The 23,024-nt window shown below is 52.4% G+C and carries 22 protein-coding genes; 2 read left to right on the plus strand and 20 right to left on the minus strand.

Annotated elements, in window-relative coordinates; genetic code table 11:
• Nucleotides 1-156: 156 nt before the first annotated feature.
• Nucleotides 157-1,128, plus strand: coding sequence for an alpha-L-fucosidase (locus FPZ45_RS08980; protein WP_144700437.1), 972 nt, complete (start codon nucleotides 157-159; stop codon nucleotides 1,126-1,128).
• 162 nt (nucleotides 1,129-1,290) lie between these two features.
• Here FPZ45_RS08980 and FPZ45_RS08985 read toward each other — a convergent pair whose 3' ends face one another.
• The 12 genes from FPZ45_RS08985 to FPZ45_RS09040 all read right to left on the minus strand — a co-directional run bounded on the left by FPZ45_RS08985 (nucleotide 1,291) and on the right by FPZ45_RS09040 (nucleotide 15,090).
• Complete coding sequence (locus FPZ45_RS08985; RefSeq protein WP_144700439.1) at nucleotides 1,291-2,124, minus strand: carbohydrate ABC transporter permease; 834 nt, start codon at nucleotides 2,122-2,124, stop codon at nucleotides 1,291-1,293.
• A 45-nt stretch (nucleotides 2,125-2,169) separates the two neighbouring features.
• Entirely contained in the window at nucleotides 2,170-3,048 is an 879-nt protein-coding gene (locus FPZ45_RS08990; protein ID WP_144700441.1) for a carbohydrate ABC transporter permease, read from the minus strand.
• A gap of 75 nt (nucleotides 3,049-3,123) precedes the next feature.
• Complete coding sequence (locus FPZ45_RS08995; RefSeq protein WP_144700443.1) at nucleotides 3,124-4,452, minus strand: ABC transporter substrate-binding protein; 1,329 nt, start codon at nucleotides 4,450-4,452, stop codon at nucleotides 3,124-3,126.
• 136 nt (nucleotides 4,453-4,588) lie between these two features.
• Nucleotides 4,589-6,190: a response regulator gene (locus tag FPZ45_RS09000; protein WP_144700445.1), complete on the minus strand. Its 1,602-nt coding sequence runs from the start codon at nucleotides 6,188-6,190 to the stop codon at nucleotides 4,589-4,591.
• A complete protein-coding gene (locus FPZ45_RS09005; RefSeq protein ID WP_144700447.1) occupies nucleotides 6,187-7,992 on the minus strand; it encodes a sensor histidine kinase in 1,806 nt (601 codons plus the stop codon). Before FPZ45_RS09005 ends, FPZ45_RS09000 begins: the two co-directional genes overlap by 4 nt.
• A gap of 207 nt (nucleotides 7,993-8,199) precedes the next feature.
• Complete coding sequence (locus FPZ45_RS09010) at nucleotides 8,200-9,108, minus strand: fumarylacetoacetate hydrolase family protein (protein WP_144700449.1); 909 nt, start codon at nucleotides 9,106-9,108, stop codon at nucleotides 8,200-8,202.
• Nucleotides 9,109-9,129: 21 nt separating this feature from the next.
• Complete coding sequence (locus FPZ45_RS09015; protein ID WP_144700451.1) at nucleotides 9,130-9,903, minus strand: SDR family NAD(P)-dependent oxidoreductase; 774 nt, start codon at nucleotides 9,901-9,903, stop codon at nucleotides 9,130-9,132.
• A 102-nt stretch (nucleotides 9,904-10,005) separates the two neighbouring features.
• Entirely contained in the window at nucleotides 10,006-11,103 is a 1,098-nt protein-coding gene (locus FPZ45_RS09020) for a mandelate racemase/muconate lactonizing enzyme family protein (protein ID WP_144700453.1), read from the minus strand.
• Between the two features lie 33 nt (nucleotides 11,104-11,136).
• Complete coding sequence (locus FPZ45_RS09025) at nucleotides 11,137-11,904, minus strand: SDR family NAD(P)-dependent oxidoreductase (protein ID WP_144700455.1); 768 nt, start codon at nucleotides 11,902-11,904, stop codon at nucleotides 11,137-11,139.
• A 30-nt stretch (nucleotides 11,905-11,934) separates the two neighbouring features.
• Nucleotides 11,935-13,116: an extracellular solute-binding protein gene (locus tag FPZ45_RS09030; RefSeq protein ID WP_186438304.1), complete on the minus strand. Its 1,182-nt coding sequence runs from the start codon at nucleotides 13,114-13,116 to the stop codon at nucleotides 11,935-11,937.
• A gap of 127 nt (nucleotides 13,117-13,243) precedes the next feature.
• Nucleotides 13,244-13,909, minus strand: coding sequence for a GntR family transcriptional regulator (locus tag FPZ45_RS09035; RefSeq protein ID WP_144700459.1), 666 nt, complete (start codon nucleotides 13,907-13,909; stop codon nucleotides 13,244-13,246).
• Between the two features lie 164 nt (nucleotides 13,910-14,073).
• Complete coding sequence (locus FPZ45_RS09040; protein WP_144700461.1) at nucleotides 14,074-15,090, minus strand: zinc-dependent alcohol dehydrogenase family protein; 1,017 nt, start codon at nucleotides 15,088-15,090, stop codon at nucleotides 14,074-14,076.
• 147 nt (nucleotides 15,091-15,237) lie between these two features.
• Between FPZ45_RS09040 and FPZ45_RS09045 the strand changes: the two genes are divergently transcribed.
• Nucleotides 15,238-16,116, plus strand: coding sequence for a helix-turn-helix domain-containing protein (locus tag FPZ45_RS09045; protein WP_144700463.1), 879 nt, complete (start codon nucleotides 15,238-15,240; stop codon nucleotides 16,114-16,116).
• A 26-nt stretch (nucleotides 16,117-16,142) separates the two neighbouring features.
• Here the strand turns inward: FPZ45_RS09045 and FPZ45_RS09050 are convergent, their stop codons facing one another.
• The 8 genes from FPZ45_RS09050 to FPZ45_RS09080 form a co-directional block, all read right to left on the minus strand.
• Entirely contained in the window at nucleotides 16,143-16,841 is a 699-nt protein-coding gene (locus FPZ45_RS09050) for a Crp/Fnr family transcriptional regulator (RefSeq protein ID WP_186438305.1), read from the minus strand.
• A 166-nt stretch (nucleotides 16,842-17,007) separates the two neighbouring features.
• On the minus strand, nucleotides 17,008-18,459 hold the full coding sequence (locus tag FPZ45_RS09055) for a zinc ribbon domain-containing protein (RefSeq protein WP_144700467.1): 1,452 nt from the start codon (nucleotides 18,457-18,459) through the stop codon (nucleotides 17,008-17,010).
• 34 nt (nucleotides 18,460-18,493) lie between these two features.
• Entirely contained in the window at nucleotides 18,494-19,186 is a 693-nt protein-coding gene (locus FPZ45_RS09060) for a hypothetical protein (RefSeq protein WP_144700469.1), read from the minus strand.
• A gap of 197 nt (nucleotides 19,187-19,383) precedes the next feature.
• A complete protein-coding gene (locus FPZ45_RS25275) occupies nucleotides 19,384-19,536 on the minus strand; it encodes a hypothetical protein (protein WP_186438306.1) in 153 nt (50 codons plus the stop codon).
• Between the two features lie 16 nt (nucleotides 19,537-19,552).
• Nucleotides 19,553-19,882: a ferredoxin family protein gene (locus FPZ45_RS09065; RefSeq protein ID WP_144700812.1), complete on the minus strand. Its 330-nt coding sequence runs from the start codon at nucleotides 19,880-19,882 to the stop codon at nucleotides 19,553-19,555.
• Complete coding sequence (locus tag FPZ45_RS09070) at nucleotides 19,864-21,159, minus strand: FAD-dependent oxidoreductase (protein ID WP_144700471.1); 1,296 nt, start codon at nucleotides 21,157-21,159, stop codon at nucleotides 19,864-19,866. The genes FPZ45_RS09065 and FPZ45_RS09070 overlap by 19 nt, the downstream gene beginning before the upstream one ends.
• Nucleotides 21,143-22,177, minus strand: a complete 1,035-nt coding sequence (locus FPZ45_RS09075; RefSeq protein ID WP_144700473.1) for an electron transfer flavoprotein subunit alpha/FixB family protein — start codon at nucleotides 22,175-22,177, stop codon at nucleotides 21,143-21,145. Before FPZ45_RS09075 ends, FPZ45_RS09070 begins: the two co-directional genes overlap by 17 nt.
• Nucleotides 22,174-23,010 carry an electron transfer flavoprotein subunit beta/FixA family protein gene (locus FPZ45_RS09080; protein WP_144700475.1) on the minus strand — a complete coding sequence of 279 codons (837 nt, stop codon included), beginning with the start codon at nucleotides 23,008-23,010 and terminating at the stop codon, nucleotides 22,174-22,176. Before FPZ45_RS09080 ends, FPZ45_RS09075 begins: the two co-directional genes overlap by 4 nt.
• Nucleotides 23,011-23,024: the final 14 nt, after the last annotated feature.

A 23,024-nucleotide genomic window follows, 5' to 3' on the forward strand; every position in this document is an offset into this window, starting at 1 on the left:
ACGCGCACGAACACCCCCGGCGACAAACTCGCCGGGGGTGTTTCAAAATAGTCGAAATCGTATGGTATAACGTCGCTATTGTCAGATGATCTAAGGTTTCTCCTCCATTATACTGGTACATATCCTACGATTTCTACCACACAGGAGGGTACATCTATGAAAAATCAACATTTGGTCGAAAGACAAAAATGGTTCGTTAATCAACGACTGGGCATGTTCATTCACTTTAATAGCGCGACGTTCCAATTTGCTGACACGGAAATTATGGATTGGGAGTTCGGACACGAGAACAACGACGAGCCGCGCAAATACGTATTCAATCCGAAGGATTGGAACCCTGACAAGCTCGATTGCTCGCAGTGGGCGAAAGCCGCCAAATCCGCAGGAATGACCTTCGCCTCATTCACGGCCAAGCATCACGAAGGCTTCAGCTTGTGGCCTAGCCAATACACGGAGCACAGCGTCCGGAACGCGTCCAACACAACCGACGTCGTGAAGGAATATCTGGATGCGTTCCGTAAGGAAGGAATCCAAGCTGGATTGTATTTCTCCATGCTGGATCTGCACCATCAGATCAACAAGAATAAATGCACGCCAGAGGACAAGCAGTTTATCAAAAACCAGATTCGCGAGTTGCTGACGGGATACGGCGAGATTCCGTTCTTGATCATCGACGGCTGGAATGCCGAATGGGGCGGACCTTACTATAAGGATCTTCCATTCGAGGAAATCGACCAGCTCGTGAAGGAATTGCAGCCCGATTGCCTGCTTATGAACATCGGCTGCGACGATCTGGCTCACACCGATATTGTTTTCTATGAGAACGCCCACGGCCAAGAAATTGCCGATTCGTTCTCCGGACCAGGAGCGAGCTGCAACATTCTCACGAATAAAACCTGGTTCTGGAGAACGACCGATCCGGATATGGAGTTGAAATCGGTAGAATGGGTGCTCGACAAAATCAACGATTCCAGTAACCACAACGTATCGTTCATCCTGAACGGCTCGCCGAACCAAAGCGGACTGCTCGACGACAACATGCTGGCTCGCTACAAGGAGATCGGGGAGCGTTATCAGCGTCCTGCAGACCTCGAGGTGTTGCCTGAAAACTGGCTGTACCGGGCATAAACCGCATCGCGATTACGTTAGCACACATGTGCCGCATCAAACAAAAGGAGATAACGCCCTTCATGCGTTATCTCCTTTTGTTCATTCAATCATCATCCGCGGCTCTGCGAGATCATAAAAAAGGTGTCCTACAACCCAATCGGGAAGTGGACACCTCATCTCTTATTCTTTAACCGCACCCGCCGCAAGGCCGCTGACCACTCTTTCCTGGAATGCCAGGAAGACGATTACCATCGGGATGATGGATACGACAATGGAAGCGAATATCGGTCCGTATTCCGTCAAGCTTCTGGCTACGAACGTCAGCATCGTTAGCGGAATCGTAAACATCGATTTGTCCGAAATGAAGATGACGGCGATTACCAGATCGTTATAGACGTACAGAAAGGTCAAAATGAACGCCGTCGCGATGGCCGGCATCGTCAACGGAAAGAGAATCGAGGCAAACAACCGAATCGGTCCGCATCCGTCCAACGTCGCCGACTCATCCAGCTCCTTGCTGATTCCCCTCATATGACTGGAAATGAGAAAGATCGCGAACGGAAGATGGAAAGCGGTGTAGATCAGAATCAACGTCAAATAGTGATTATGGCCGTTCACGCTGCTGACCATCTTCATCAGAGGGATGAGCGTCGTGTGAATCGGAATCATGATGCCCAGCAGGAAGTACAGCAGAATAGCATTGCCGAATTTCAGCCCCAGCCTGGCAAGGACAAAGGAGGCCAGACTGCCCAGCAGGATCACCGACAGCGTCGAGACGATCGAGATCCCGAACGAATTGCCGATCGCGCGCAGCATCCCTGCATCAAATAGCGCTTTTGCATAGTTGGAAAAGCTATAGAGACTAGGCAGCTTAAAAGGTGCCGAATAAATTTCGTCGGTCGTTTTGAAGGATGACATTACTGTAAACACAAGCGGATACAACGTAACGAGAGCCCACAGGATCGATATCAGGTACAGCACCGGACCGCTCAAGCGAAAACGCGCCAGACGCACGAGGAATCACCTTCCGTTCTCATTCCCGTTCCTTTTCGGAACGAATTACTTGTCGCTGCTCAAGTATCGATTGGTCAGTATGCTCAAGGTGAGTCCCGCAACCAGAATAAACGTGCCGATACTGTTCGCCAAACCGAAGTTCATATATTTGAAGCCTTGATAATACAGCATCGTCGCCGGTACATCCGAAGCCCCGTTCGGCCCGCCGGACGTCATGACGAAGATAATGTCGAATACTCGCAGAGAACCGGTCAAGCAAGTGACCGCATAAATCTTAAACGTATCTTTCAGCAGTGGAATCGTAATGTAGCGAAGCTTCCGCCACCCCGTCGCCCCGTCGATCGCGGCCGCCTGGTACAGCTGTTCCGGAATGCCGACGATGCCCGCCGAGAAAATGATCATGTTAAGTCCTGCATACACCCACATATTGATCATAGGCAACGTATAAGTGACGACCGTCGTATCGCCGAGCCAGCTGCGAACGAGCCCGCCCAATCCGATCTCCGTCAACAGCGTGTTGAAGAGCCCGCCGTTCGGAAACAAAATAAACGTCCACATCAGCCCAACTGCCGTCATCGGCAGTACTACCGGCATGAAAAAGGCCGTCTTGAAAAAGCGAATGCCTTTCATTTTAAGGGAAATCAGATAGCCCAGGAAAAAGGAAAGGGGCATCTGCAGAGCAAAACCGATCAGAACGAACTTTAGCACGTTCTTCAGCGCTGTCCAGAACTCCGGCATATCAAACATCGTCTCATAGTTGCGCAATCCGGCGAACACCAGGTTCGATGAGGCGATCCCGTTCCACTCGTAAAATGACATGTACACCGACTGGAGAACCGGGTAGATCAACAGCACCGTGTACACGACGAAAGCCGGAAGCAGAAACAGTGCTGCGGTCGTATATTTGCTGCGGTTGCTAATCATAGAAACCTCCGTGCCCGAGGGGACGGACAGACTAAGACAGAGTCAAGCCAGCCCTTCCCTCCGGGACCTCCTTATTTATTTAAGCAGCTTGTCGACTTGGTCCTGCATGCTCTTCGCGGCTTTGTCCGGGGCCATTCCCGCGAACATGCCTTGAATGTTGTTGCGAACCGTGTCAAACATCTGCGGCAAAGGATCGTAGGCATACAGTTCAGATCTGAACGTCGCGTTCTTGATGGCTTCGGAATAGCTCACGCTGAGCGGGTCCACCTTGGTTGGATCGACTTCCATTTTCACCGGGAATACGCCGCCCTGCTGTACCTCTTGGTAGTATTTGAAGGCATCCTCGGAAGTGACGAACTTAAGAAACTTGATAGCCGCTTCTTTCTTCTCGCCTTCCAATGTTCCCGAGATAGAGAACGCCATCCCGGCGCCGCCCATCCATACGTCCTTGTATTCTGGCTTGTCCTCAGAGTACGGGAACGGGAAAAATCCGATTTTGTCGCCGATCGGAGATTTTATCGCTTCCCCGATATACCAGCTTCCGTCCATATGCATCGCCGTCTTCTCGGTGTGGAACATGTTCTTCTCCGCGGTGGTGTCCAATGAAACGATGTTGTCGCCGAAGAACCCTTTCTTCTGCCAGCTCTTCATCAGTTCAAGCACGTCGATGAACCGCTGATCATCGTACTTGATTTTGCGATTCAGAATGTCGTCTGCGACTTGATCGCCCATCAGCTTGTTGGCCAGAACGCTGTACAGATGTCCGCCGCGCCACGAATCCTTCTCGCCAAGCGCCATCGGAACGATGCCCGCGTCCTTCAGCTTTTGCATCGCCTCTTCGAATTCCCCGATTGTCGTCGGCACCTGGATGTTCGCTTGGGAGAACAAATCCTTGTTGTAGAATACGCCGATCGCAAAAAACTCGTAAGGCACCGCGTACGTGCCAGGGACGTCCTGGAATCTCCAGTTATCGAATACGTCAAGGAAAGGCTCCGACCATTGCTTGTCGCCTTCCAGCACCTCCGTCAAATCCATCGCCACGCCCGACTTGGCATACTCGGCGAAGGCCGCTCCGCCATAGTTGGCGAAAATCTCCGGCAAATTGCCCGAAGCGACGCTTGTTTTGAATTTCGTATTAAACGTGTCTCCGTCTTCCACGGACAAATCCTCGATTACGATATTCGGATTCAGTTCCTGAAATTCCTTCACTTTATCCTGAAACGCTACGGCGTTCGGCTGCTCGCTCGCCAAACGGGTTAAAATCCGAATCTTCACTTTGCCCTCGTTCGAGCCGGAAGTACCTGAAGACGAGTTTTCTTTTCCCTCTCCGCTTCCTCCGCAACCAGCTAATACCCCGGCCAGCATGGCTACGCTTAAGGACGATACTGCGATTTTTTTGAACATGCCGTCTGCTCCCCCTGTCTACTTTGGGTGTGTCTTACTTCTTCGATTATAGGAGCCGTCCGAACATGGGAACATAGAATATCTTTGGCGGATTGGTAATTTTTTTGGTTGGGGTGAAGTCCCGGTTCCCCGGGCTTCACGATTTGGCTTTCGCATACAGAGACGGGGAAATGCCGAACATCTTCTTGAAGCTTTTGCTGAAATAATAAGGATCGCCGAAACCGACGGAATCGGCGATTTCGGACAGCTTGCCGCGGCCTTCATCCATCATCGCCTTGGCTTGCGCCATTCTTTTCCGAATTAGATACTCGCTGATCGTAATGCCTGCTTCCTTCTTGAACACGCTGCTCAGATGGCTTGGGTTAATCGCAAGATTGGCAGCGATCGTCTCTAGCCCGATTTCCTTGTTCGCATAGTTGTCGTCGATGTATCGCTTGACCTTCTCGACCGTTCTCGCATAGCCGTTCAGCTTAATTCGGCCATAGACGCCAAGAACGTGCCGGCACAGTCCCACGAACCAGGCTTTGGTTTCCTCTATCGATTCATGACCGTCCAGCAGCGTTCCGACAGAGAAATCCAGACTGGCGAGCTCCGGGACTTCGATCTCGTTCTCCTTGGCAAACTGGGCGAACACAAGAAATAGGTCCGTCAGCACGAGAATCGCTTGATCGACGAGCAGACCGCGATCCCGGATCTCCTGAAACACGCGCTCGATTTCCCCGATCGCGTATGGCAGGTTGCCTGAGCGCATTGGAATCAGCAGATCCTGCCGATTATCGGCGGAGAAGGCCGACGCGCCGACCTGCTCTTCGAGGGCTGAATACGGAATAATCCGGTTGCGGCCGAGTACGACCCGGTTCCTTCTGGCCGTCACCGCCTCCCGGTAACTGGCCGATATCCCATCTATCCCCTTGCCTATATTCCCGATTCCGACAGTTACGGTGAAGCGAAGCCGGCTCTCGATAAACGCTTTGGCTTCTTCGCTTCGTTTTTCAAGCTGCTCCAGACTTCCCTCCCTGCCGATGTCCACGATCAGCACCGCGTGCTGCGACGAGTCGTAGGCGTTTTCAACCGCGAAGCTGTGAGACAGCGATTCGGAGAAAATATTTGAAACGGCAAAATACCATAGTCGATTCTCCGCTTGCTCAACCTTCCTGTCGGGTACGGTATCAATCTGCACGACCAGGACGACAGCCGATTCGACGTTGGCCATTCCGGGGGCGTACTTCCTCAGTTCCTGTTGAAATTCGCCTGAACGCGCAGCCGGCTCTAACAGCGTTTGCATAAATTTCTCCTTGAGCACGTTGCGGCTTTCTTTGTAGTTCATCTCCATCAGAGCGAGATTGGTTTTTCTTGCTCTCTCGTTCTCGATTAGTGAGGTCAGTTGAAGCATGGCGGATTGCAGCTCGTCTTTATTAATCGGTTTCAACAAATAATGGGCAACGCCAGCTCGCATTGCGGTTCTGGCATATTCGAAATCGCTGTAGCCGGTCAGAATCACGACCTTCGTATCCGGGTATTTCGTCTTGACGATCTCCGAGAACTCCAGACCGCTTATGAAAGGCATATGAATATCGACAATCGCGATATCCGGCCGAATTCGCTCGACGATTGCGAGAGCCTCCTCCCCATCGGACGCCTCGCCCATGATCGCATACCCGAGCTCTTCCCAATCCAAACACGCCTTCAAACGTTCCCGAACGAGAATTTCGTCATCCACGATAAGCAGCTTGATCATGATGCGTCGTCCTTCCACATTTCATTCTTGGGCAAGCTGATTTCGACCTTTGTCCCCTCCGGACCGCTTTCGATTCGCAGGCCATAGCTTTCGCCGAAATACAACTTGATTCTTTTGTTCGTACTGGCAAGACCGAAACCCGATTTGCGTTCCCCTTCAGGCGATTCCAACAGGATACTTCGCGCCGCCTCGGCCTCCATGCCAATGCCGTCGTCGATAACGAACAGATACAACAGGTCGCTGTCTTCTGCGCCGATAATCCGAATCGTTCCCGGGCCGCGTTTGTTGCGCAGGCCGTGAATTAACGCGTTCTCCACAAGCGGCTGCAGCAGCAGCTTGACGGTAGCGTATCCGTATAGGGACTCGTCGACCTCTATCCGATAATTCAGACGGTCTCCATGACGGATTTTCAGCATTTTCAGATAGCTTTCGGTAATATCCAGCTCTTCCTTCAGCGAAATGATCTTGCTCCCCTTGCTTAACACGCCCCGATAGAAAAAAGCCAATTCGTTCACCAAGCGAATAATCTCCCCGTTGCGGTTCAGCTCCGCCAGCCCGTTAATGCTTTCGAGCGTATTATACAGAAAGTGCGGATTGACCTGAGATTGCAGCAGCGCAAGCTCGTATTCTTCCTCCTTTTTTCGTTTGTCCAGAAGATCGTCCATCAGTTCAGAGGTGTTGCGGATCATTCGGTTGAATTCATTCGTCAGCGTACCGATTTCGTCCTTGTATTTCACTTCGGCTCTGACTCCCAGATCCCCGCCCGAGACGAACTTCATCGTCTGCTTCAGCTTCAGAATCGGTCTCGTGATCGAGTTGGATAACAGAATGGTGATGAATACCGAGATCGCGAGAAAAATAAAGCCAATCGAAAGCAATCGATTCGTAAGCCTCTTCTGATCCTGCAAAATTTCTACTGTCGGTACGATGCCGACGATCGTCCAGTTCAACCGTTCGTAGTGCCGGGAGATGACGAGAAACTCCTCGCCGTTAATTCCGAAAGTCTTTCCGCCGTTATTTTTCTCGATCCATTCATAGTAGGGCTGATCCGCGACCGAAGCGTACAATTCATGCTTGTCCGCATGCGAGACGATCATTCCCCGCTCGTTCACGACGAAGATTTTCCCGCTGTTCCCCAGCCGGATCCCATCGTATAAGCCGGCGATCGTCCGTTCGCTCACGTTCGTCTCGAGCACCCCGATTCTTCTTCCCGAGCCCGCGTCGATAATCCCTCTAACCAGCGTTACAATATGCTGCACGGAGCTTAACTTCGTATAGTTGCTTGGATGCGTGTCGATCCAGCGTAACTGTCCGGCCGACTCCAACGTGCGGAAGAAGTCGTAAAATTCAGGCAGGCGGTACTGCACATTTTGTACGCTCCCGGAATCGAACATCCGCCGATGATAATCGTATATGTGCATGGAGTCAATGAGCGTCTGGTTGATAATGCCGTCCAGCGCGCTGAATACCTTAATCCGGCTCGTATAGCGGGACAACTCGTCCTCCTGCGGACTGACGGTGAGCACATCCTGAATATCGTTGTTCGTGATCGCCGTCTTCGCATAATCCTCGACCCTGTCGAACGTCAGATCGAATTTCTCGGAGACGAGCGCGATGCTCTGCGACGTGTTATCGACCGCCTTGCCAATCAGAATCGACGAGGAGACATTGTTCACGATAATGACCAGCAGCACGAGCAGTACGGCAAAGAGCAGGGCAAAGGACAGACTGAGCCGGCTTCGGATCGAAGTCGAGTAATACAGCTCGTTCGCCCTGGACAGCAAATGCTTCAAGCGATTCATGGTGTACCTCCGCTCCCTCGGCAAACAGGGCTGGTTCTTAGTTTGACGCCATTCTTCTTATTTCATAACAATGCGAAAAGACGGCTCTTCAACCCCAAATTGGATGAGAGTCGTCTATTCGGTTCAAAGTTTATTTCGAACGATTTGAAGCTTCTAATCTGCATTGTACCATGCTGTCATACAAAAGTGTATTTCACCGTTTAATCTTTAATTCGGCTCGTCCACCATGCGATTGGTCAATTTGCCCAGCTTCTCGATTTCAATGGTCACAACATCACCATGTTTCAAGTAAACGCGCCGGTCTTCGGGATAACCAAGCACAACGCCTTCCGGCGTTCCTGTCAAAATAATATCCCCCGGGTCGAGCGTCATATGCTGCGAAATGTAGCTTACGATTTCATCACAGGAAAAAATCATATCGGACGTGTTGGACTGCTGACGAATTTCTCCGTTCACGGTGGACTGGATAGCCAGCTGATTCGGGTTGCCGACTTCATCGGAAGTGACCAGATAAGGTCCCAACGGGCTGAAGTCGTCGCAGGACTTCCCAAGCAGCCATTGGTGGGTTCTCATCTGCAAGTCGCGGGCCGACAGATCGTTCACGTTCGTGTACCCGAACACATATTCCAACGCTTCTTCCTTCCCGACATATTTGGCCTTCTTCCCGATGACAATTACGAGTTCCGCCTCATAATCCACCTCTTGGGTCACCCGGTTGGGCAGGGCTATATCATGCCCGTGTCCGGTCAACGTATTACTGAATTTGTTGAAAAGAATCGGGTATTTCGGAATCGGCGCATTTGTCTCTTCCGCATGCCGGCGGTAGTTCAGGCCGACACAGATGATTTTGCCGGGACGGGTTACGCTCGGGCCATAGACGAGATCCTTACTATTCAGAACATACCCTGCATCCGAAGATCCTTCGCTTGGAAGCGCTGCAAGGTACGCCTTTAATCGCTCTAGCCCCTGTTCTCCGCCTGCAATAACTTCCATAACGTCGGTTGGAATTCCCTTTGCCGGGTAAGCCTCCAACGCTTTACCGATATCGACAATACGGCTGTCCTGTTCAATGACGAGGCGATACTCGCCTTGTTGTTCAATCGTTGCCAATCTCATCTATTTTTTCACTCCCTTTTGTTATGCGTTCTTGCCGAACGTGACTCCCCCGTCGATGTAGAGAGGTGATCCCATCATGAACTTGGAATCATCGGAAGCGAGAAACAAGGCCGCATTCGCAACGTCTTCCGGGCTTCCAAGGTCATTGCTGAGCTGTCTGGATTTCAACGAACGCTTAGCTTCCTCAGGGTCGGCATAGGAGGTTTTAAGATAGTTTTCCACGAAGGGGGTTAGAATCGTTCCCGGCAACAAGGCGTTGACTCGAATATTATAAGGCGCATAATCCACTTGCATGGACTTTGTTAGGGCAAGCACCGCCCCTTTGGTCGCCGCGTAAGAAGCTCTTCTCGCCAATCCGATCTCGGCAATACAAGAGGACATATGAATAATGCTGCCCGATTTGCGTTCCATCATATGAGGCACCACGTACTTGGTAGGCAAGAACACGCCGCGGATATTCACGTTGATGACCTTGTCCCATTGCTCGGGCTCAATCTCGTGTATCGCGCCGACTCCGCTAATGCCTGCGTTGTTGAACAGCACGTCAATGTGGCCGACAAGATTCAAAGCCTTGTCCACCATCGCTTGAACCGACTGCACGTCGGTTACGTCGGCCTGGATGAAGTGGCCGATGCCGCCGGCATCCCGGATTTCCTTAACCGTCTGCTCGCCGGCAGGCTCTTGAAGATCGTTAACGATCACGGTCGCCCCTTCACGGGCGAACAATAGCGCCGTGCTTTTGCCGATTCCGGAGCCGGCCCCGGTGATGATCACCGTTTTGTTGCGTAATCTCATTTCAGTTCCCCCCCATTATACGGATGTTATGCCAAACAGAGCAACTACAACAACTACGTCATAGTTGCTCTGCTATTCGTGGCCTATTATCGATGGACCTGATTACCTGACCCGATATTCTTCAAAATAGCGAGGGATAATCGTCGTCGAAGCGCCCGGCTGTTGCGGTAGCGTATAGAAGCCATTGACTACGTTAATTGGTTCTTCGAAAATGTGCTTGATCCAAGGGATGTATTCCAGCATAATCGCGTTCTGCGTAGCAGCCACAAGATGCTGATGAATTTGACCCATATCCCCGACGTGAGGACACACAGGAAGATCGTGAGCAGCAGCAAGGCCTGCAACCTGCAGCCATTCGGTAATTCCGGCTACCCGAGTAACGTCCACCTGCACATACTCGACGGCTCCTTGCGTGATATAGTCCCGGAAAGCGTACTTATTGTACACATGCTCTCCAAGCGCGATAGGAACGTTCAGTTCATCCGCAAGCTTGCGGTGTCCCGAGATGTCGTCCGGATTTAGCGGTTCCTCCAGCCAGATCAAATCGAACTGCTCCAGCTTCTTGCCCCAAGTCATGGCGGTCGTAATGTTCCATTGCTGGTTGACGTCGATCATCAGACCGACATCATCGCCGATTGCACGCCGGACGGCCTGCACCCGATCGAAGTCCTCCCGCGGATCCGGCTTGCCGACTTTCATCTTGACTGCCGTGAAGCCTTGGTCCAGAATCCCGGTGATATCTTTAATCAATTGGTCCTTGCTCCAGTTCAGCCAGCCGCCGTTCGTATTGTAGGCTTTGATCTTATCCGGCTTGTGTCCGCCTAAGTATTGCCACAGCGGTTTTCCGGCCGCCTTGGACATAATGTCCCACAATGCGATGTCGACGGCTGCAAGCGCCATATGCGCAATGCCGGAGCGTCCGATCCAGTGCATCGGACCGAAGCGGAGCTCGTCCCAAATTTGTTTGACGTTATACGGATTTTTACCGATAAGCGCTGGCGCATAATAACGATCGATCGTGTCGGCGATCATTTCATCGCCTTTAGCCGTCGTGCCGGTATAGCCGTAGCCGACAATGCCTTCGTCTGTTTCGATGCGAACGCCGGTGACTCCCCAATGCGTGGCCACGTTAATGGCGTCGGTAATCGGAGGAGTGATCGGGACATGCAAAATGAAGCTTTCCGCTTTTGTAATTTTCATAGAGTCATCATCCTTCGAGTTATAATGGTGAAATTAATATCCAAGAGAAGCTCCGCCGTCAACCGGCAGCGCCACGCCTGTAACGAACCGCGAGCCGCGCGAAGCTAGGAATAACGCAGCATCGGCGATTTCCTCGGAATCGGCGGGCCGGCCAAGCGGATGCATATCATTAAGAAGGCGAGTTGTCTCCTCCGGATCGTCCTGCTCAAGCCTCCACTTCTCCAAGAGCGGCGTCATGACTCCGGCAGGGCACAGACAATTTACCCTGACGCCGTCCGGCGCATAATCGAGTGCTAACGCTTTCGTAAGCGCTACGATGGCGCCCTTCGTCGAAGCGTATACCGCATTTTGCTTCTGACCGATGAGACCGTTCAACGAAGCCATATTGACGATGTTCCCTTGCGACTTGCGAAGCGCAGGGATGCACGCCTTGATCATCAGAAATACGCTTTTGAGGTTGATATTAATAACCCGGGTCCATTCGTCTACCGTTACATCTTCCAATTCCTTCGGCAAGATGGTCGCCGCATTATTGAATAGGATGTCGATACGACCGAAGCGCTCTTCGACTTCAGCGACAGCTCTTTGCACATCCTGCTCCGATGACACATCCGCCTTGATCGCATAGGCCTGCCTTCTACCCGGCTTGGACGAGATGCTGTCCGCTACCCGCTGACCGCCCGCTTCGTCGATATCCACGATGATGACGCTAGCGCCTTCCTCCGCGAATCGCTCCGCTGCGACTTCGCCGATACCTGAACCTCCGCCCGTTATGATGCACACCTGATCTTCCAGCATCATAGATCCGCCGACCTCCTCATCCAAAATCGTTTACCTGTAAGCTTCAACTACTTTGCCGATTTCGAAGGCCGCCTTATCCAGCGCCTCCTGCGGCTCGAGACGACCGACGATTGCGCTTTGAAAGGTCTGCCAGATAATATCTTCCGTGAGCGGATATTCCGGGAACTTCGGAGGAATGACCACGCTCGTACGAATCGTTTCTTCCAATAGAGACAACCTGCGCGCTTCCAATGAATCCTCTGCCGCCGCTATTTTCAGCTTGTCCATGACCGACGTTCTGACTGGCACATGACCGTGGTTCGCATCGATGAGCTGGCTCTCGTGAGAGGTCAGATGATGCAGCAACTGCACAGCTTGTTCCGGATGCTGCGTTCCAGCAAGAACTGCGAACGAATGACTGCCGCAGTAGACGGCGCGTCTGCCCTGCGAGCCCGCCGGCGTTAAGGCCAAGTCGAAGCGCCCGGCCAACGGAAACGCAGGATCGGTGTACAGGCTGAAATAGCCCGGCCAATCCGTGACGAACGTGCTGTCCCCTTCGCGGAAGTTGGTCGATACCTCGTCGTACTCCATCTCCGGCAGTCCTTCAGGAGTTAATCCTTCCTTATACCAGTCCCTCAGCCGCTGTACCGCCGCAAGGCCGGCTGCACTGTTGAACGCCGGTTGCAGACGCTCGTCGAACAGCTTGCCGTCCTCACTGGACAGCAGTTCGAAGAAAGTGCCGAACAGTCCCGATCCCTTGCCCGGGTATACCAATCCGGTATAGCCCGCTGCTTTAGCCCGGCGGGACGCTTCGCCCAGTTGTTCCCAGGTTTCGGGTACGCCGATGCCCAGTTCGGCAAGGCGATCCGTTCGGTACACCATCAATCTGGCGTCAAAGTTTCGTGGAATGCTCTTCAACTCGCTCCCAACCCGGCAAAGTTCGACAATACTCGGAGCGAAATCAGCCAGAGCGCTCTCGTCGAAATAAGGGTCTAACGATAGAAGGTTCTCCGCCTGTGAAGGCGCATACTTCGAATGGGTAGAAACAAGATCGAAAGGACACTCTTTCGCTTCGAACGCTCCCTTTAACAAAGCGTTCAACTCCGGATGCGTACCTTTGAATGCGACGTTAACAGTAATCCCTGTGCTTTGTTCGAATACCTCAAGGCTTCGATAGAGTGGCCCATACATAGGACCGTCTATTAAAGCTACTTTCAAGGAGGTAATTGGCATTTGTGCTCCCCCCATCCTCATATTAAAACACTTACAATATCATGTACGATTTTCATATTATCATACATGATTTTTGATGTAAATAAGCTTGCTCGAGCTTTTCTATCTGATTCGCTTAGACCCCTTTTTATTTCTCAAAATTGACACGAAGTCTTTCATGAGCGTTCTTTAAATGGTTGCGCATGGCCTCTGCCGCCTGTTCGGTATCGCGCTTAAGAAGCGCACGGACAATGAATTCGTGCTCGATTTTTTCGGCTTCCACATCAATGTTGCAACGCGTATCATTCAAATAGCGATGAATGCGCTGAATCACGGTTGTCACCATGTCCTTCAAATTCTCGTTCTTCGCATAATGTAGAATTGTGCCGTGCAAGTCGCCATTCATCTTAAAAATTCTGGCTTCCCGTTCTGTTTCTCCTCCCCCCGGTTCGTGGGATAGAAGGTCCTCAAGAACAGTCTCAAGTCGATGAGGCGGAATATGCGCGATCGCTTTTCGTATCGATAAATTTTCGAGTTGACTTCGAATCTCAAAAATTTCGTCGATGTCCTTCAAGCTCATTTCGGCAACGTACATCCCCTTAAACGGAATTAGCGTTACGAAACCTTCCGAAGCCAGACGGGACAAGGATTCTCTAATCGGAATATTACTTACGCCAAGCTCCCGAGACAAGCGATCGATATTTATTTTATCGCCGGCCGCCATCCTGTGGGACAGAATTTGTTGCTTTAGTATGTCGTATAGCTCATCTGTAAGAACGTATCGGCTCAATTTCTTATCATTCTTTTCCGTCATATCTTTTCCTCTCCAATGAAAACTTTTTTTAATTATACTACATCATGTATGATATATCGAAATAAAATTCGTTATACATTCGGATTCTGCCGCGAAAATGAAAAAGCTCCCCCTACGGTAGAAGGTATATCAGTCTACTGTAGGGGGAGCTGTCACGAACAGTCTCAATATTGGATAACGCCTTTAGTTACATTCATTTTCGGGTAATCGTGCATGATCTGCGGCACTTCATCCAGCTTAAATCGGTGGCTGACCGACTCCTCCACCTTCACGATTTTCCTTTGAATTAAAGCGATCGCGTCTTCATGCGTAGACGGATTAATAAATGAACCTTTAATTGTCAGTTCCTTCGTGAAAATCTCAAAAGGGGATATCGTCATCGTCGTCTCCGGGGATGATACTCCGAACAGGAGGATCTGGCCGCCCTTCCTCGCTCCGGATACGGCAAACTCCATGGACTCCTTACGTCCGACACACTCTATTACAACATCGGCAAATCCGGCAAGCTGTTGAGGCGCCGCTTCTGCATGGGGTCGAATGACTTCGTCTGCACCAAGCTTTTTCAACAGCTCATGTTTCTCCGCAACAGGCTCGCTTACAATTATATGTTTAGCACCCTGGCTCCGAACGAGCTGCAAGAATAGCTGCCCAATAAATCCGCCGCCGATAATAAGAACCGTGTGGTTGGGGCGGATATCGATTTTCTTAAAGCCGTGAAGCACGCATCCCAGCGGCTCGACAAGAGCGGCTTCCACGTCGCTCATCTCGTCCGGTATGAGATAACAGTTGGCTTCGGGAACCATACAATATTCGCCCATACCCCCGTCTCTCGTTACGCCGATCGCTTGCAAATGATTACAGAGATTCGGCGTACCGGCGCGGCAGTAGTCGCATTTTCCGCAGTAGATATTCGGATCGATCGATACCCGATCCCCCGGCTTTAAGCGGGTCACCGCAATGCCGATTTCCTCAACCTCTCCGGCCAATTCGTGTCCAAGTACAACAGGCGGGGTCACTTCCGCCGAACCGGAATAACCATGATAAATATGCTGGTCCGTACCGCATATTCCGCAACCTTTCACCTTGATGCGGACTTCATCCGGCTGAAGCTCCGTTGTCGTCCATTCGGTCGTTACGATGTTGTGTTTGCCGTAGAACACGGCTGCGCGAATAGTGTTCATTCGATTCATCCTTCCGTTATCCTTTAGTACCCGAACTGGACGAGTAAGCGAAAGTATAATAATGTTACCTGATTTGAATGCTATTAACAGCTGACAATAGCGACCTCCTATAGTACAATTTCTACATCCTTGAGAGGAGGCGAGTTCATGCTCGTGCTCGAGCTGCAAGTTCCGCCATATCCGCTGCTAGCTACAGTCGGGTACATTCTCTGGCCGTCCGGCATAGTACACACCGAACGAAATTTCCATGTGTTCGATATGATATTTTGCACAAAAGGGACATTATTTATGGAAGAGGACGGGGTGCAATACGACATCCGGGAAGGTATGATGCTTGTGCTGGAACCCGGAAAAACGCATCGCGGCTTCCGTCCGACGGAAGAGGAAACCGAAGTATACTGGATTATTTTTCAATACCCACGGCTTTCCGAACCGATATTAAAGGAAAAAAGCAACTGGCAGGAGCCGTTGCTTAAAGCGACGAATCAAGATACGGAACCCCCTGCGGCGATGATCGACATCCCCAAGTTCGCCTCGGTAGACATGCGCACGCTCGTACCGCTCCTGAAAGAGATGCTGAGGTTGCACGGCGTATTAACTCCCTACAGCTCTTTCGAGTTGCAGCTTTTGTTCGGTCAATTGCTGACACAGCTCCAGAACGGAATGAAGAAGAGCAGCCCGCAAGCCCGCTCCTATTTCATTGGCGAGAGGGTAGCCTCCTACTTGGCGAGTCGACTGGAGCTTCCTTTCAACTCAGCGGAGATGGAACGCGATCTGCACTATCATTTCGATTATTTGGCCCGGTGCTTGAAGCATTATTCGGAAATGAGTCCGCTGCAATACCGGCATCGCTTGCAGATCGACCGGGCGAAACGCCTGCTGACCCATTCGGATCTTTCTTTGACGAAAATCCGGGAGCAATGCGGCTTTCAGGACAACAATTATTTCACGCGTCTGTTCAAACGACAGACCTCTTACACGCCGGGTGAATTCCGCAAGCAGTTCCAGGTGTTTCGTATGGATTAGCCGCGGCTCCCGGATTCAGCGCGACATTAATTGTACGAATTGCCGCTCGCAAGTCGTTTCAAAGCCTCGATATCTTTCACGTACAACGATCCCCGCGAACGCTCGACCCACCCTGCAGAGACAAACTTGGCGATCACTCGGTTCAAATGCCGATAGCTGGTCCCAAGCAGTTCGGCGATCTCGGTCAGCTTCGAGGATTTGATCTCCTCGATCCGCGCCCTGTCGTTGTCATCCATCGTAATGGACAGCAAATAACTCGCGAACCGGGTTTCCGCCGGGTAGAGAATGTTCAGGCTCGCTACGGAGGAATTCGTATGCAGCTTTTGAGCCAGATGTTTAATGATGAACCTGAGAAAAGCGGGATCTTCGTAAGCCGTCTCCGCCAGGTCTTGCCGTTTAATGCCGATAAAGATCGATTCGTTGACGGATTCCACCATACTGACGACGTCATGGTCTCCGAGCATCTCCACATCTCCGATCAAGCTTAGCGGGTTGTTGAACCGCAGCAGAATCGACTTCCCGTTCGGAAGCACGCGATAGATTTTGGCTTTCCCTTTCACCAGCATGAACAGGTGATCGATACGTTCGCCGATGGCGTATATGATCTCGCCTTTGTCGAAAGCGTATAGTTCCATGACCTCTTCCGTTTTTTTGCCGAACGCACCGCTCAGCCCGTGTAAATCCATTAATCCGCGCATAAGCGACGGGTCCTTGATTTTCCTCATATTCGACCACCCTGTCATGAACGTTAGCGATCCCATGATTGCCGGCCTTTGCCTGAACTCATTGTAATTGCAGTATTCCCGAAGCAAAAGGACATATGTCCTTTCCTCGCGGCAGCATTCGGCATTCGACAAAACCCCGAAGCGGCGAGGCCTCGGGGTTCCGGGATTACTCGTATATTTTCGTGTGAGCCATCCCGACATCGTTAGCGACCGACCAACCGGTGACAAGCCATTGGCCGTTTTGGTACTGCAGCCGATACTCGTTGTCGTTCACGCCTTCGACCGGCACGGCTGTCTCCTCGAATGCGCTGTAGTAGAATGCTTCGCTATATTCGACTCTGACTTTGACGGATACCACATAATCCGTTTCGGCGTACTGGTTCAATCCGAAGCTGTCCAAATCGAACGTCACCCGGTGCAGATCCCCGACGTAAAATTCGTCGTTCGCTCTCATATCGGCGAATATTTCGGCCAAATCTCTCGTCCGATCCGGATGAACATGCCGCAGCGAACGGACATCGCGGTCCCGGAACGCCTGCATCCAACCGTTCACGAAATCGTAGGTCGCATCCATGACGTCTTTCTGTACGGTATCGCTTAACCTCGGGATATTGAACTCCAGAACGTTTCCGTCGATCGGGAGCTCTTCGCTTTTCGCCGTTCCCCAAGGATACTCGACTTCGACTTGCATTTTGTTGGATCCGTCGAGCGCGATCGGGCCAATATGCTGACCGTCACCCACGGCCAGTTCGATATCTTTGCCATTGATGAAAATATGCGCGTAGCTGTTGTCGGCGTAGACATCGACGTAATCCCCCTCCAACGCGAGTTCTACTCGATCCGCATCGTTGCCGATTGGAAACAGCTTGATCGGGAATTCTTTTTCCAAAGTCGTATATTCACCTTCGTAAACCGCTTTGAAAGAATACTCGCCTGGCAGAAACGGCCCCAGCTCGATCATGTCGCCTTGTGCCCGTATCGTTCCCGCTTCCCGGCCGTCTACGAAGATTCTCGTATCCTCGTAATTCGCGCTAACCGGAACCATGTAGCGTTTGAGCTTCAACTCGTAATCGTCGAAGATGAACCAGCGCTTCGTCTCCTTCTTGTGAAGATAGACGAACGCGGCGTCTTTGTCGTTCTCGAACGATTGCGAGCCATCTGTCCGAAGTTGCTCGGCCTCGCCGCGAAGCCGAATCAGCAGCGCCAGCATCGCTTCCTTGTCCGTCTTGAGATAGTTCGCGATGCCTTCCGCCGTATGCCGGTCGACCGGCATATTCCCGTTGGAAGCCGCGAGCATCTCTAGAAGCTTGTCCGGTTTGCCGTCCTCGATCGTCTGCTCGAACCGATTCAACAGCCTCTGTTCATCCGACAAATATTTGCCCAGGAAATAGGCGCCTGCCGCCAATAGTACGATAACCAGCGCCCCGGCGACGGCAATCTTCGCTTTTATCGACATTGCGGAGGCGTTCTTCTGCGGCGGCTCCCGCCGCCTCTGGACGTTATCCCCTTGCGTGGGGGAAACTTGCGACTCGGCAACGGTCGAACCGCATTCCGGGCAGAAGTCGTATCCGCCTTCCATTCTCGTTCCGCATTCCTTGCAATAATAGATTTCTGTCATTCCATTCACCTGTCTTCGTCATGCCGATTCGAATTTATAGACGCATAAGATCTTTCAGAAGGCTGCCTAAAATGCTGTCGCCGAATAAATAGAGAATCAGGATCGAAGCCGCATACGTTATGACGACGGCATAGTAAGCATCTAATCCGCTCGTATGATCTCTCTTGAAGCTATAGATCGTAAAGCATATGGCCACGAACCAGGAAAATAAACCGACGCCAATAACCCATCCTAGCGCTCCCCCGCCAATACCTAGCCATGTGAACAGCAATCCGACGACCAGGAACGTCACCGACGGAATCATGAACGTGCCGAATCTGGCCGTGATCTCCTGGTAACGGACAGTGACGTTCCCCATTTTCAGAACAAGAAAAACGATAGAGTTGACCATCAAAACGATCAATATTAGAAAGAAAAACGGTTTGACGACGACGGAACCGAACGGAACGTCCAAATGGTCGATTAAGAAACCGCCGTATTTTCTCGCGCTTGCCTTGATTTGAAAATAAAAGATCAACGGCAATACGAGCGAGAATAGAATCATCGTGATCAGGCCGTTCGTCATATGATCGGCTGTCGACGCTTGTCCCGTTCTGACGGGATTCTTCAGTACCTCACCGAAATACGAGAAGTACATCTTGCTAAGTTGTTTGGCCTTCTGAAGCTGCACGTTGGACTGGGTTGTCGACTGGGCAGTCGAACTTCCCAGATTCGCGCCGCACTTCACGCAAAACTTAGCCTCTTGATTCTGATAACCGCACTGCTGCAATGCACGAATTACTCATCCTCCACCACTATGTTGTCAAATAGGATATTTTCCCTATTAGAGATTAGTATAGGGGGCACGGTCCGTTACGTCCATCCTTACGTCAAAAAGAACCGCTCCCTCTTAGAGGCACGGTCCTTTTCGTCCGGAACTATCGGTCAAGAATGCGCTTCCATCTTCTTCAGCCTCTCTCCAAGCTCCCAACTGCTGAAATGGTCCTCCCAAATGATGTGGTACAGGTTGCCGTGAATTTCGAGAATGACGCCCTTCGTGCCGTCCTGTACGTAGACGACGTGATCGCCAACCTTCATCTCTCGTCCCACCTTGTCATCCGAGTCGAAATACGATGCCGTGTCCACCCTTCGGATACACCCACTTGATGTTCTGATGCGGACAGCCGATGCGGCAGCTCCCGCATTCATGACAGCCTTCGTAACCGACGTGCATGCGGACCTCTTCCCATTTATATACTTCCGCCGGGCAAAATATGGTGCAAATTTTGTCCGGACAACTCGTCAAACATACATCCGCGTCCATGACGTGCAGATGGGATTGCGTATCGGCGTTGAATCTTAGCAGATACTGCTTCTCCTCAATGCTTGTCGCCTTGGCTCCGGCCGCCGTCTGCGCTTCGCCCATTACTTCATCACCTTCCATGCCCGGTAGATGTCGCGGGCCATTTTGAATTTCGATTTCGCCGGTCCGATGTCCCGCCATATTTTCTTCTGCTTCTCCCGCTTGGGCGTGCCGTCCACGGTCAGCATCTGGCTCGCGGCGCGGTTCATCATCGGAATGTACTGCTCGAAATATTGCGGGAACTTATCGAAGTGATGCGTCGCGTCTTTGTATTTCTTCAGATCCTGCCCGACGAAGCTGCCCATTAATTGCTGACGATAACCGTCAAGCCCCGCCTCGGAGAAGTCCCCGCGCTCCCTCGCTGCGACGATCGTCTCTGCGGCCAATCTTCCTGAAGTCATCGCCATGTTGGAGCCTTCGCGGTGAATCGCGTTCACGAGCTGCGCCGCATCGCCGACGACGAGCACTCCCGCGCCGACGACCTTCGGCATCGATCGGTAGCCGCCTTCGGGAATGAGATGCGCCAAGTACTCCTGCGGCTCCGCTCCCTGGATGTAAGGGCGGATCATCGGATGCGTCTTCACGTACTCCATCAGCTCGTAAGGCTTTATCTTATGCTTGATGAGTCCCGAGAGTAACGTTCCTACGCCGATGCTAAGCGTTTCTTTGTTCGTGTAGAGAAACCCCGTGCCGAGAATGCCTTTGGTCGCGTCCCCGAACAGCTCGATCGTGCATCCTTGGCCTTCCTCGAGGTTAAATCTGTCCTCGATCGTCTTCTTGTCGAGTTTCAGAATTTCCATCGTCGCCAGTGCGACTTCGTCCGGACGGAATTCCTTGTGGAAGCCGAGCGACTTGGCGAGCAGAGAGTTCACCCCGTCCGCAAGCACGACCACGTCGGCGCGCAGTTCTCCGTCCGGCCGATCGGTACGCACCCCGACGACTTTGCCGTCTTCGACGATGCATTCAAGCACGACCGTTTCGTTCAGCAACAATGCTCCCCGCTCGACCGCTTTGGCTGCGAACCATTGATCGAACTTCGCGCGCAATACGGTGAAGTTGTTATACGGTTCCGTCGCCCACTCCATCCCCTTGTAAGAGAACGTGATCGCAGACGATTTGTCCATCATCATGAAGCGCTGCTCCACGATCGGGCGTTCGATCGGAGCTTCCTTGTGGAAGTCCGGCACGATCTCCTCCATCATCTTGCGGTACAGCACGCCGCCCATGACGTTTTTCGATCCGGGATACTCGCCTCTCTCGATCAGCAGCACGTTCACGCCGGCTTTCGCCAGCTCGTAAGCGCATGCCGTCCCCGCCGGCCCCGCTCCGACGATGATCGCGTCAAACTTTTCCGGCATCGGCCTCTTCCTTTCTCTCCAATACGGATTTGAATGCTTCGGTCAGCATCGGAACGATCGTCATCGCATCCCCTACAATACCGTAGTGGCAAGCTTGAAAGATCGGGGCGGCGGGATCTTTATTGATCGCGATGATCAGACCCGAGTTCTGCATGCCGACGATGTGCTGAATCGCTCCCGAAATGCCGATGGCAAAATAAATTTTGGGCGTCACCGTCACCCCTGTCTGACCGACCTGGTGATGGTGGCCGATCCAACCGGCTTCGACTACGTCCCTGCTCGCTCCTACGGCAGCGCCTAGCGTCTCCGCTAACTCGTGTACGACTTGAAAGCCCGCCGGCCCGCCGAGCCCTTTGCCCCCCGCGACGATAATATCGGCCTCGTCGATGCGGACGTGCTTGGCCGTGGAACGGACGATCTCCAGCACTTTCGTGCGGATGTCCTCTTCCCGGATCGGAATGGACTCCTCGACGACAACGCCGGAAGCGCCTTCCTCGCGAAGGAGCGCCTTCATCACCTTAGGACGTACGGTAGCCATCTGCGGACGATATTTCTTGCACAGAATCGTCGCCATGATGTTGCCGCCGAACGCCGGCCTGCTGGCCAACAGCAGCCCCGTATCCTCCTCGACGTCTAGCTGCGTCGTGTCCGCGGTAAGACCGGTCGGCAGATCGGTCGCGACCGCGCTGGCCAGATCCTTCCCTGTGGAGGTCGCTCCGTAAAGCAGAATTTCGGGCTTATGCTTCTCCACGCAAGCTAGCATCGCCTGCATGTATGTCTCCGTTCGGTAAAATCGATAAATCGGATCATCGTACAAATAGACTTTATCCGCCCCGTATTCGAACGCCGTCTGAGCCAGACAGCCGACGTTCTCGCCGATCAACACGCCCGCAAGCTCCGTCTTCCTCTTATCCGCCAACTGCTTGCCCGCGCCCAGCAGCTCCAGCGATACCGGAGCGACGGCGCCGTTCTTTTCTTCGAGAAACACCCATACTCCGCGATAATCTTCGAAATTCAAGAAACGCCACCTCCCGATGCGGCTTCGAACAGCTCTTTGCGCGTCAGCAGAACATCCAGCAGCTGGCTTACTTGGGCGTCAGGCTTGCCTTCCAGCATAGCTCCGCCTTGCGGCTTCTGAGGCGCCCATACGGAACTGACGATCGTCGGCGAGCCTTTCAGACCGAGCTGCGTCCTGTCGATGTCCTTCAGATCCCCGACCGACCAAATATGCGGCTCGTAACGGGCGGCGCGGAGCATGTTCGGCAGCGTGGAGTACGGGACTTCGTTGATGTCTTTCTCCACGGAGAGCAGGCATGGCAGCGTCGAACGAATGACTTCGTACCCGTCCTCCAACTTGCGGTGAACGATCGCGTAACGCTCATCCGGATTGATCTCCGCAACTTTGATCACGGACGTCAGCGGCGGGATATCCAATCTGCGGGCGATCCCCGGTCCGACTTGGCCCGTGTCTCCGTCGATTGTCATTTTCCCGCAGACGATCAGGTCGATCGGGAGAATCTCCGCGATCTTCTCTAGCGCTTTCGTTAGCGCGTAGCTCGTCGCCAGCGTATCCGCTCCGGCGAACGCCCTATCCGTAATCATGTACCCTTCGTCGGCCCCGATCTCAATACATTTGCGGATCGCCTTTACGGCCGGCGGGGGACCCATCGTCAGCACGGATACGACTCCGCCGTAACGGGCGCGCAGCCGGACCGCCTCCTCCACTGCGTGCGCATCGTACGGATTCAGAATTGCGGGCGCGCTTGAGCGATCCATCGTATTCGTCTTGGGGTTCATCTTGATGATTTTCGTATCCGGCACCTGCTTGATGCAGGCGACGATATGGAGCATGACTCTCACCCTTT

This window comes from Cohnella terricola, assembly GCF_007786475.1.
Classification (GTDB): domain Bacteria; phylum Bacillota; class Bacilli; order Paenibacillales; family Paenibacillaceae; genus Cohnella; species Cohnella terricola.

What these genes read in the sequence shown, in the direction of transcription:
- FPZ45_RS09015 (WP_144700451.1), bottom strand. Translation starts at nt 9,903, where the DNA reads ATGAGATTACGCAACAAAACGGTGATCATCACCGGGGCCGGCTCCGGA.
- FPZ45_RS09030 (WP_186438304.1), bottom strand. Translation starts at nt 13,116, where the DNA reads ATGCCAATTACCTCCTTGAAAGTAGCTTTAATAGACGGTCCTATGTAT.
- FPZ45_RS09010 (WP_144700449.1), bottom strand. Translation starts at nt 9,108, where the DNA reads ATGAGATTGGCAACGATTGAACAACAAGGCGAGTATCGCCTCGTCATT.
- FPZ45_RS09080 (WP_144700475.1), bottom strand. Translation starts at nt 23,010, where the DNA reads ATGCTCCATATCGTCGCCTGCATCAAGCAGGTGCCGGATACGAAAATC.
- FPZ45_RS08990 (WP_144700441.1), bottom strand. Translation starts at nt 3,048, where the DNA reads ATGATTAGCAACCGCAGCAAATATACGACCGCAGCACTGTTTCTGCTT.
- FPZ45_RS09000 (WP_144700445.1), bottom strand. Translation starts at nt 6,190, where the DNA reads ATGATCAAGCTGCTTATCGTGGATGACGAAATTCTCGTTCGGGAACGT.
- FPZ45_RS09035 (WP_144700459.1), bottom strand. Translation starts at nt 13,909, where the DNA reads ATGACGGAAAAGAATGATAAGAAATTGAGCCGATACGTTCTTACAGAT.
- FPZ45_RS09020 (WP_144700453.1), bottom strand. Translation starts at nt 11,103, where the DNA reads ATGAAAATTACAAAAGCGGAAAGCTTCATTTTGCATGTCCCGATCACT.
- FPZ45_RS09065 (WP_144700812.1), bottom strand. Translation starts at nt 19,882, where the DNA reads ATGGAAGGTGATGAAGTAATGGGCGAAGCGCAGACGGCGGCCGGAGCC.
- FPZ45_RS09050 (WP_186438305.1), bottom strand. Translation starts at nt 16,841, where the DNA reads ATGAGGAAAATCAAGGACCCGTCGCTTATGCGCGGATTAATGGATTTA.
- FPZ45_RS08980 (WP_144700437.1), top strand. Translation starts at nt 157, where the DNA reads ATGAAAAATCAACATTTGGTCGAAAGACAAAAATGGTTCGTTAATCAA.
- FPZ45_RS08995 (WP_144700443.1), bottom strand. Translation starts at nt 4,452, where the DNA reads ATGTTCAAAAAAATCGCAGTATCGTCCTTAAGCGTAGCCATGCTGGCC.
- FPZ45_RS25275 (WP_186438306.1), bottom strand. Translation starts at nt 19,536, where the DNA reads ATGAAGGTTGGCGATCACGTCGTCTACGTACAGGACGGCACGAAGGGC.
- FPZ45_RS09055 (WP_144700467.1), bottom strand. Translation starts at nt 18,459, where the DNA reads ATGACAGAAATCTATTATTGCAAGGAATGCGGAACGAGAATGGAAGGC.
- FPZ45_RS09005 (WP_144700447.1), bottom strand. Translation starts at nt 7,992, where the DNA reads ATGAATCGCTTGAAGCATTTGCTGTCCAGGGCGAACGAGCTGTATTAC.
- FPZ45_RS09045 (WP_144700463.1), top strand. Translation starts at nt 15,238, where the DNA reads ATGCTCGTGCTCGAGCTGCAAGTTCCGCCATATCCGCTGCTAGCTACA.
- FPZ45_RS09070 (WP_144700471.1), bottom strand. Translation starts at nt 21,159, where the DNA reads ATGCCGGAAAAGTTTGACGCGATCATCGTCGGAGCGGGGCCGGCGGGG.
- FPZ45_RS09025 (WP_144700455.1), bottom strand. Translation starts at nt 11,904, where the DNA reads ATGATGCTGGAAGATCAGGTGTGCATCATAACGGGCGGAGGTTCAGGT.
- FPZ45_RS09040 (WP_144700461.1), bottom strand. Translation starts at nt 15,090, where the DNA reads ATGAACACTATTCGCGCAGCCGTGTTCTACGGCAAACACAACATCGTA.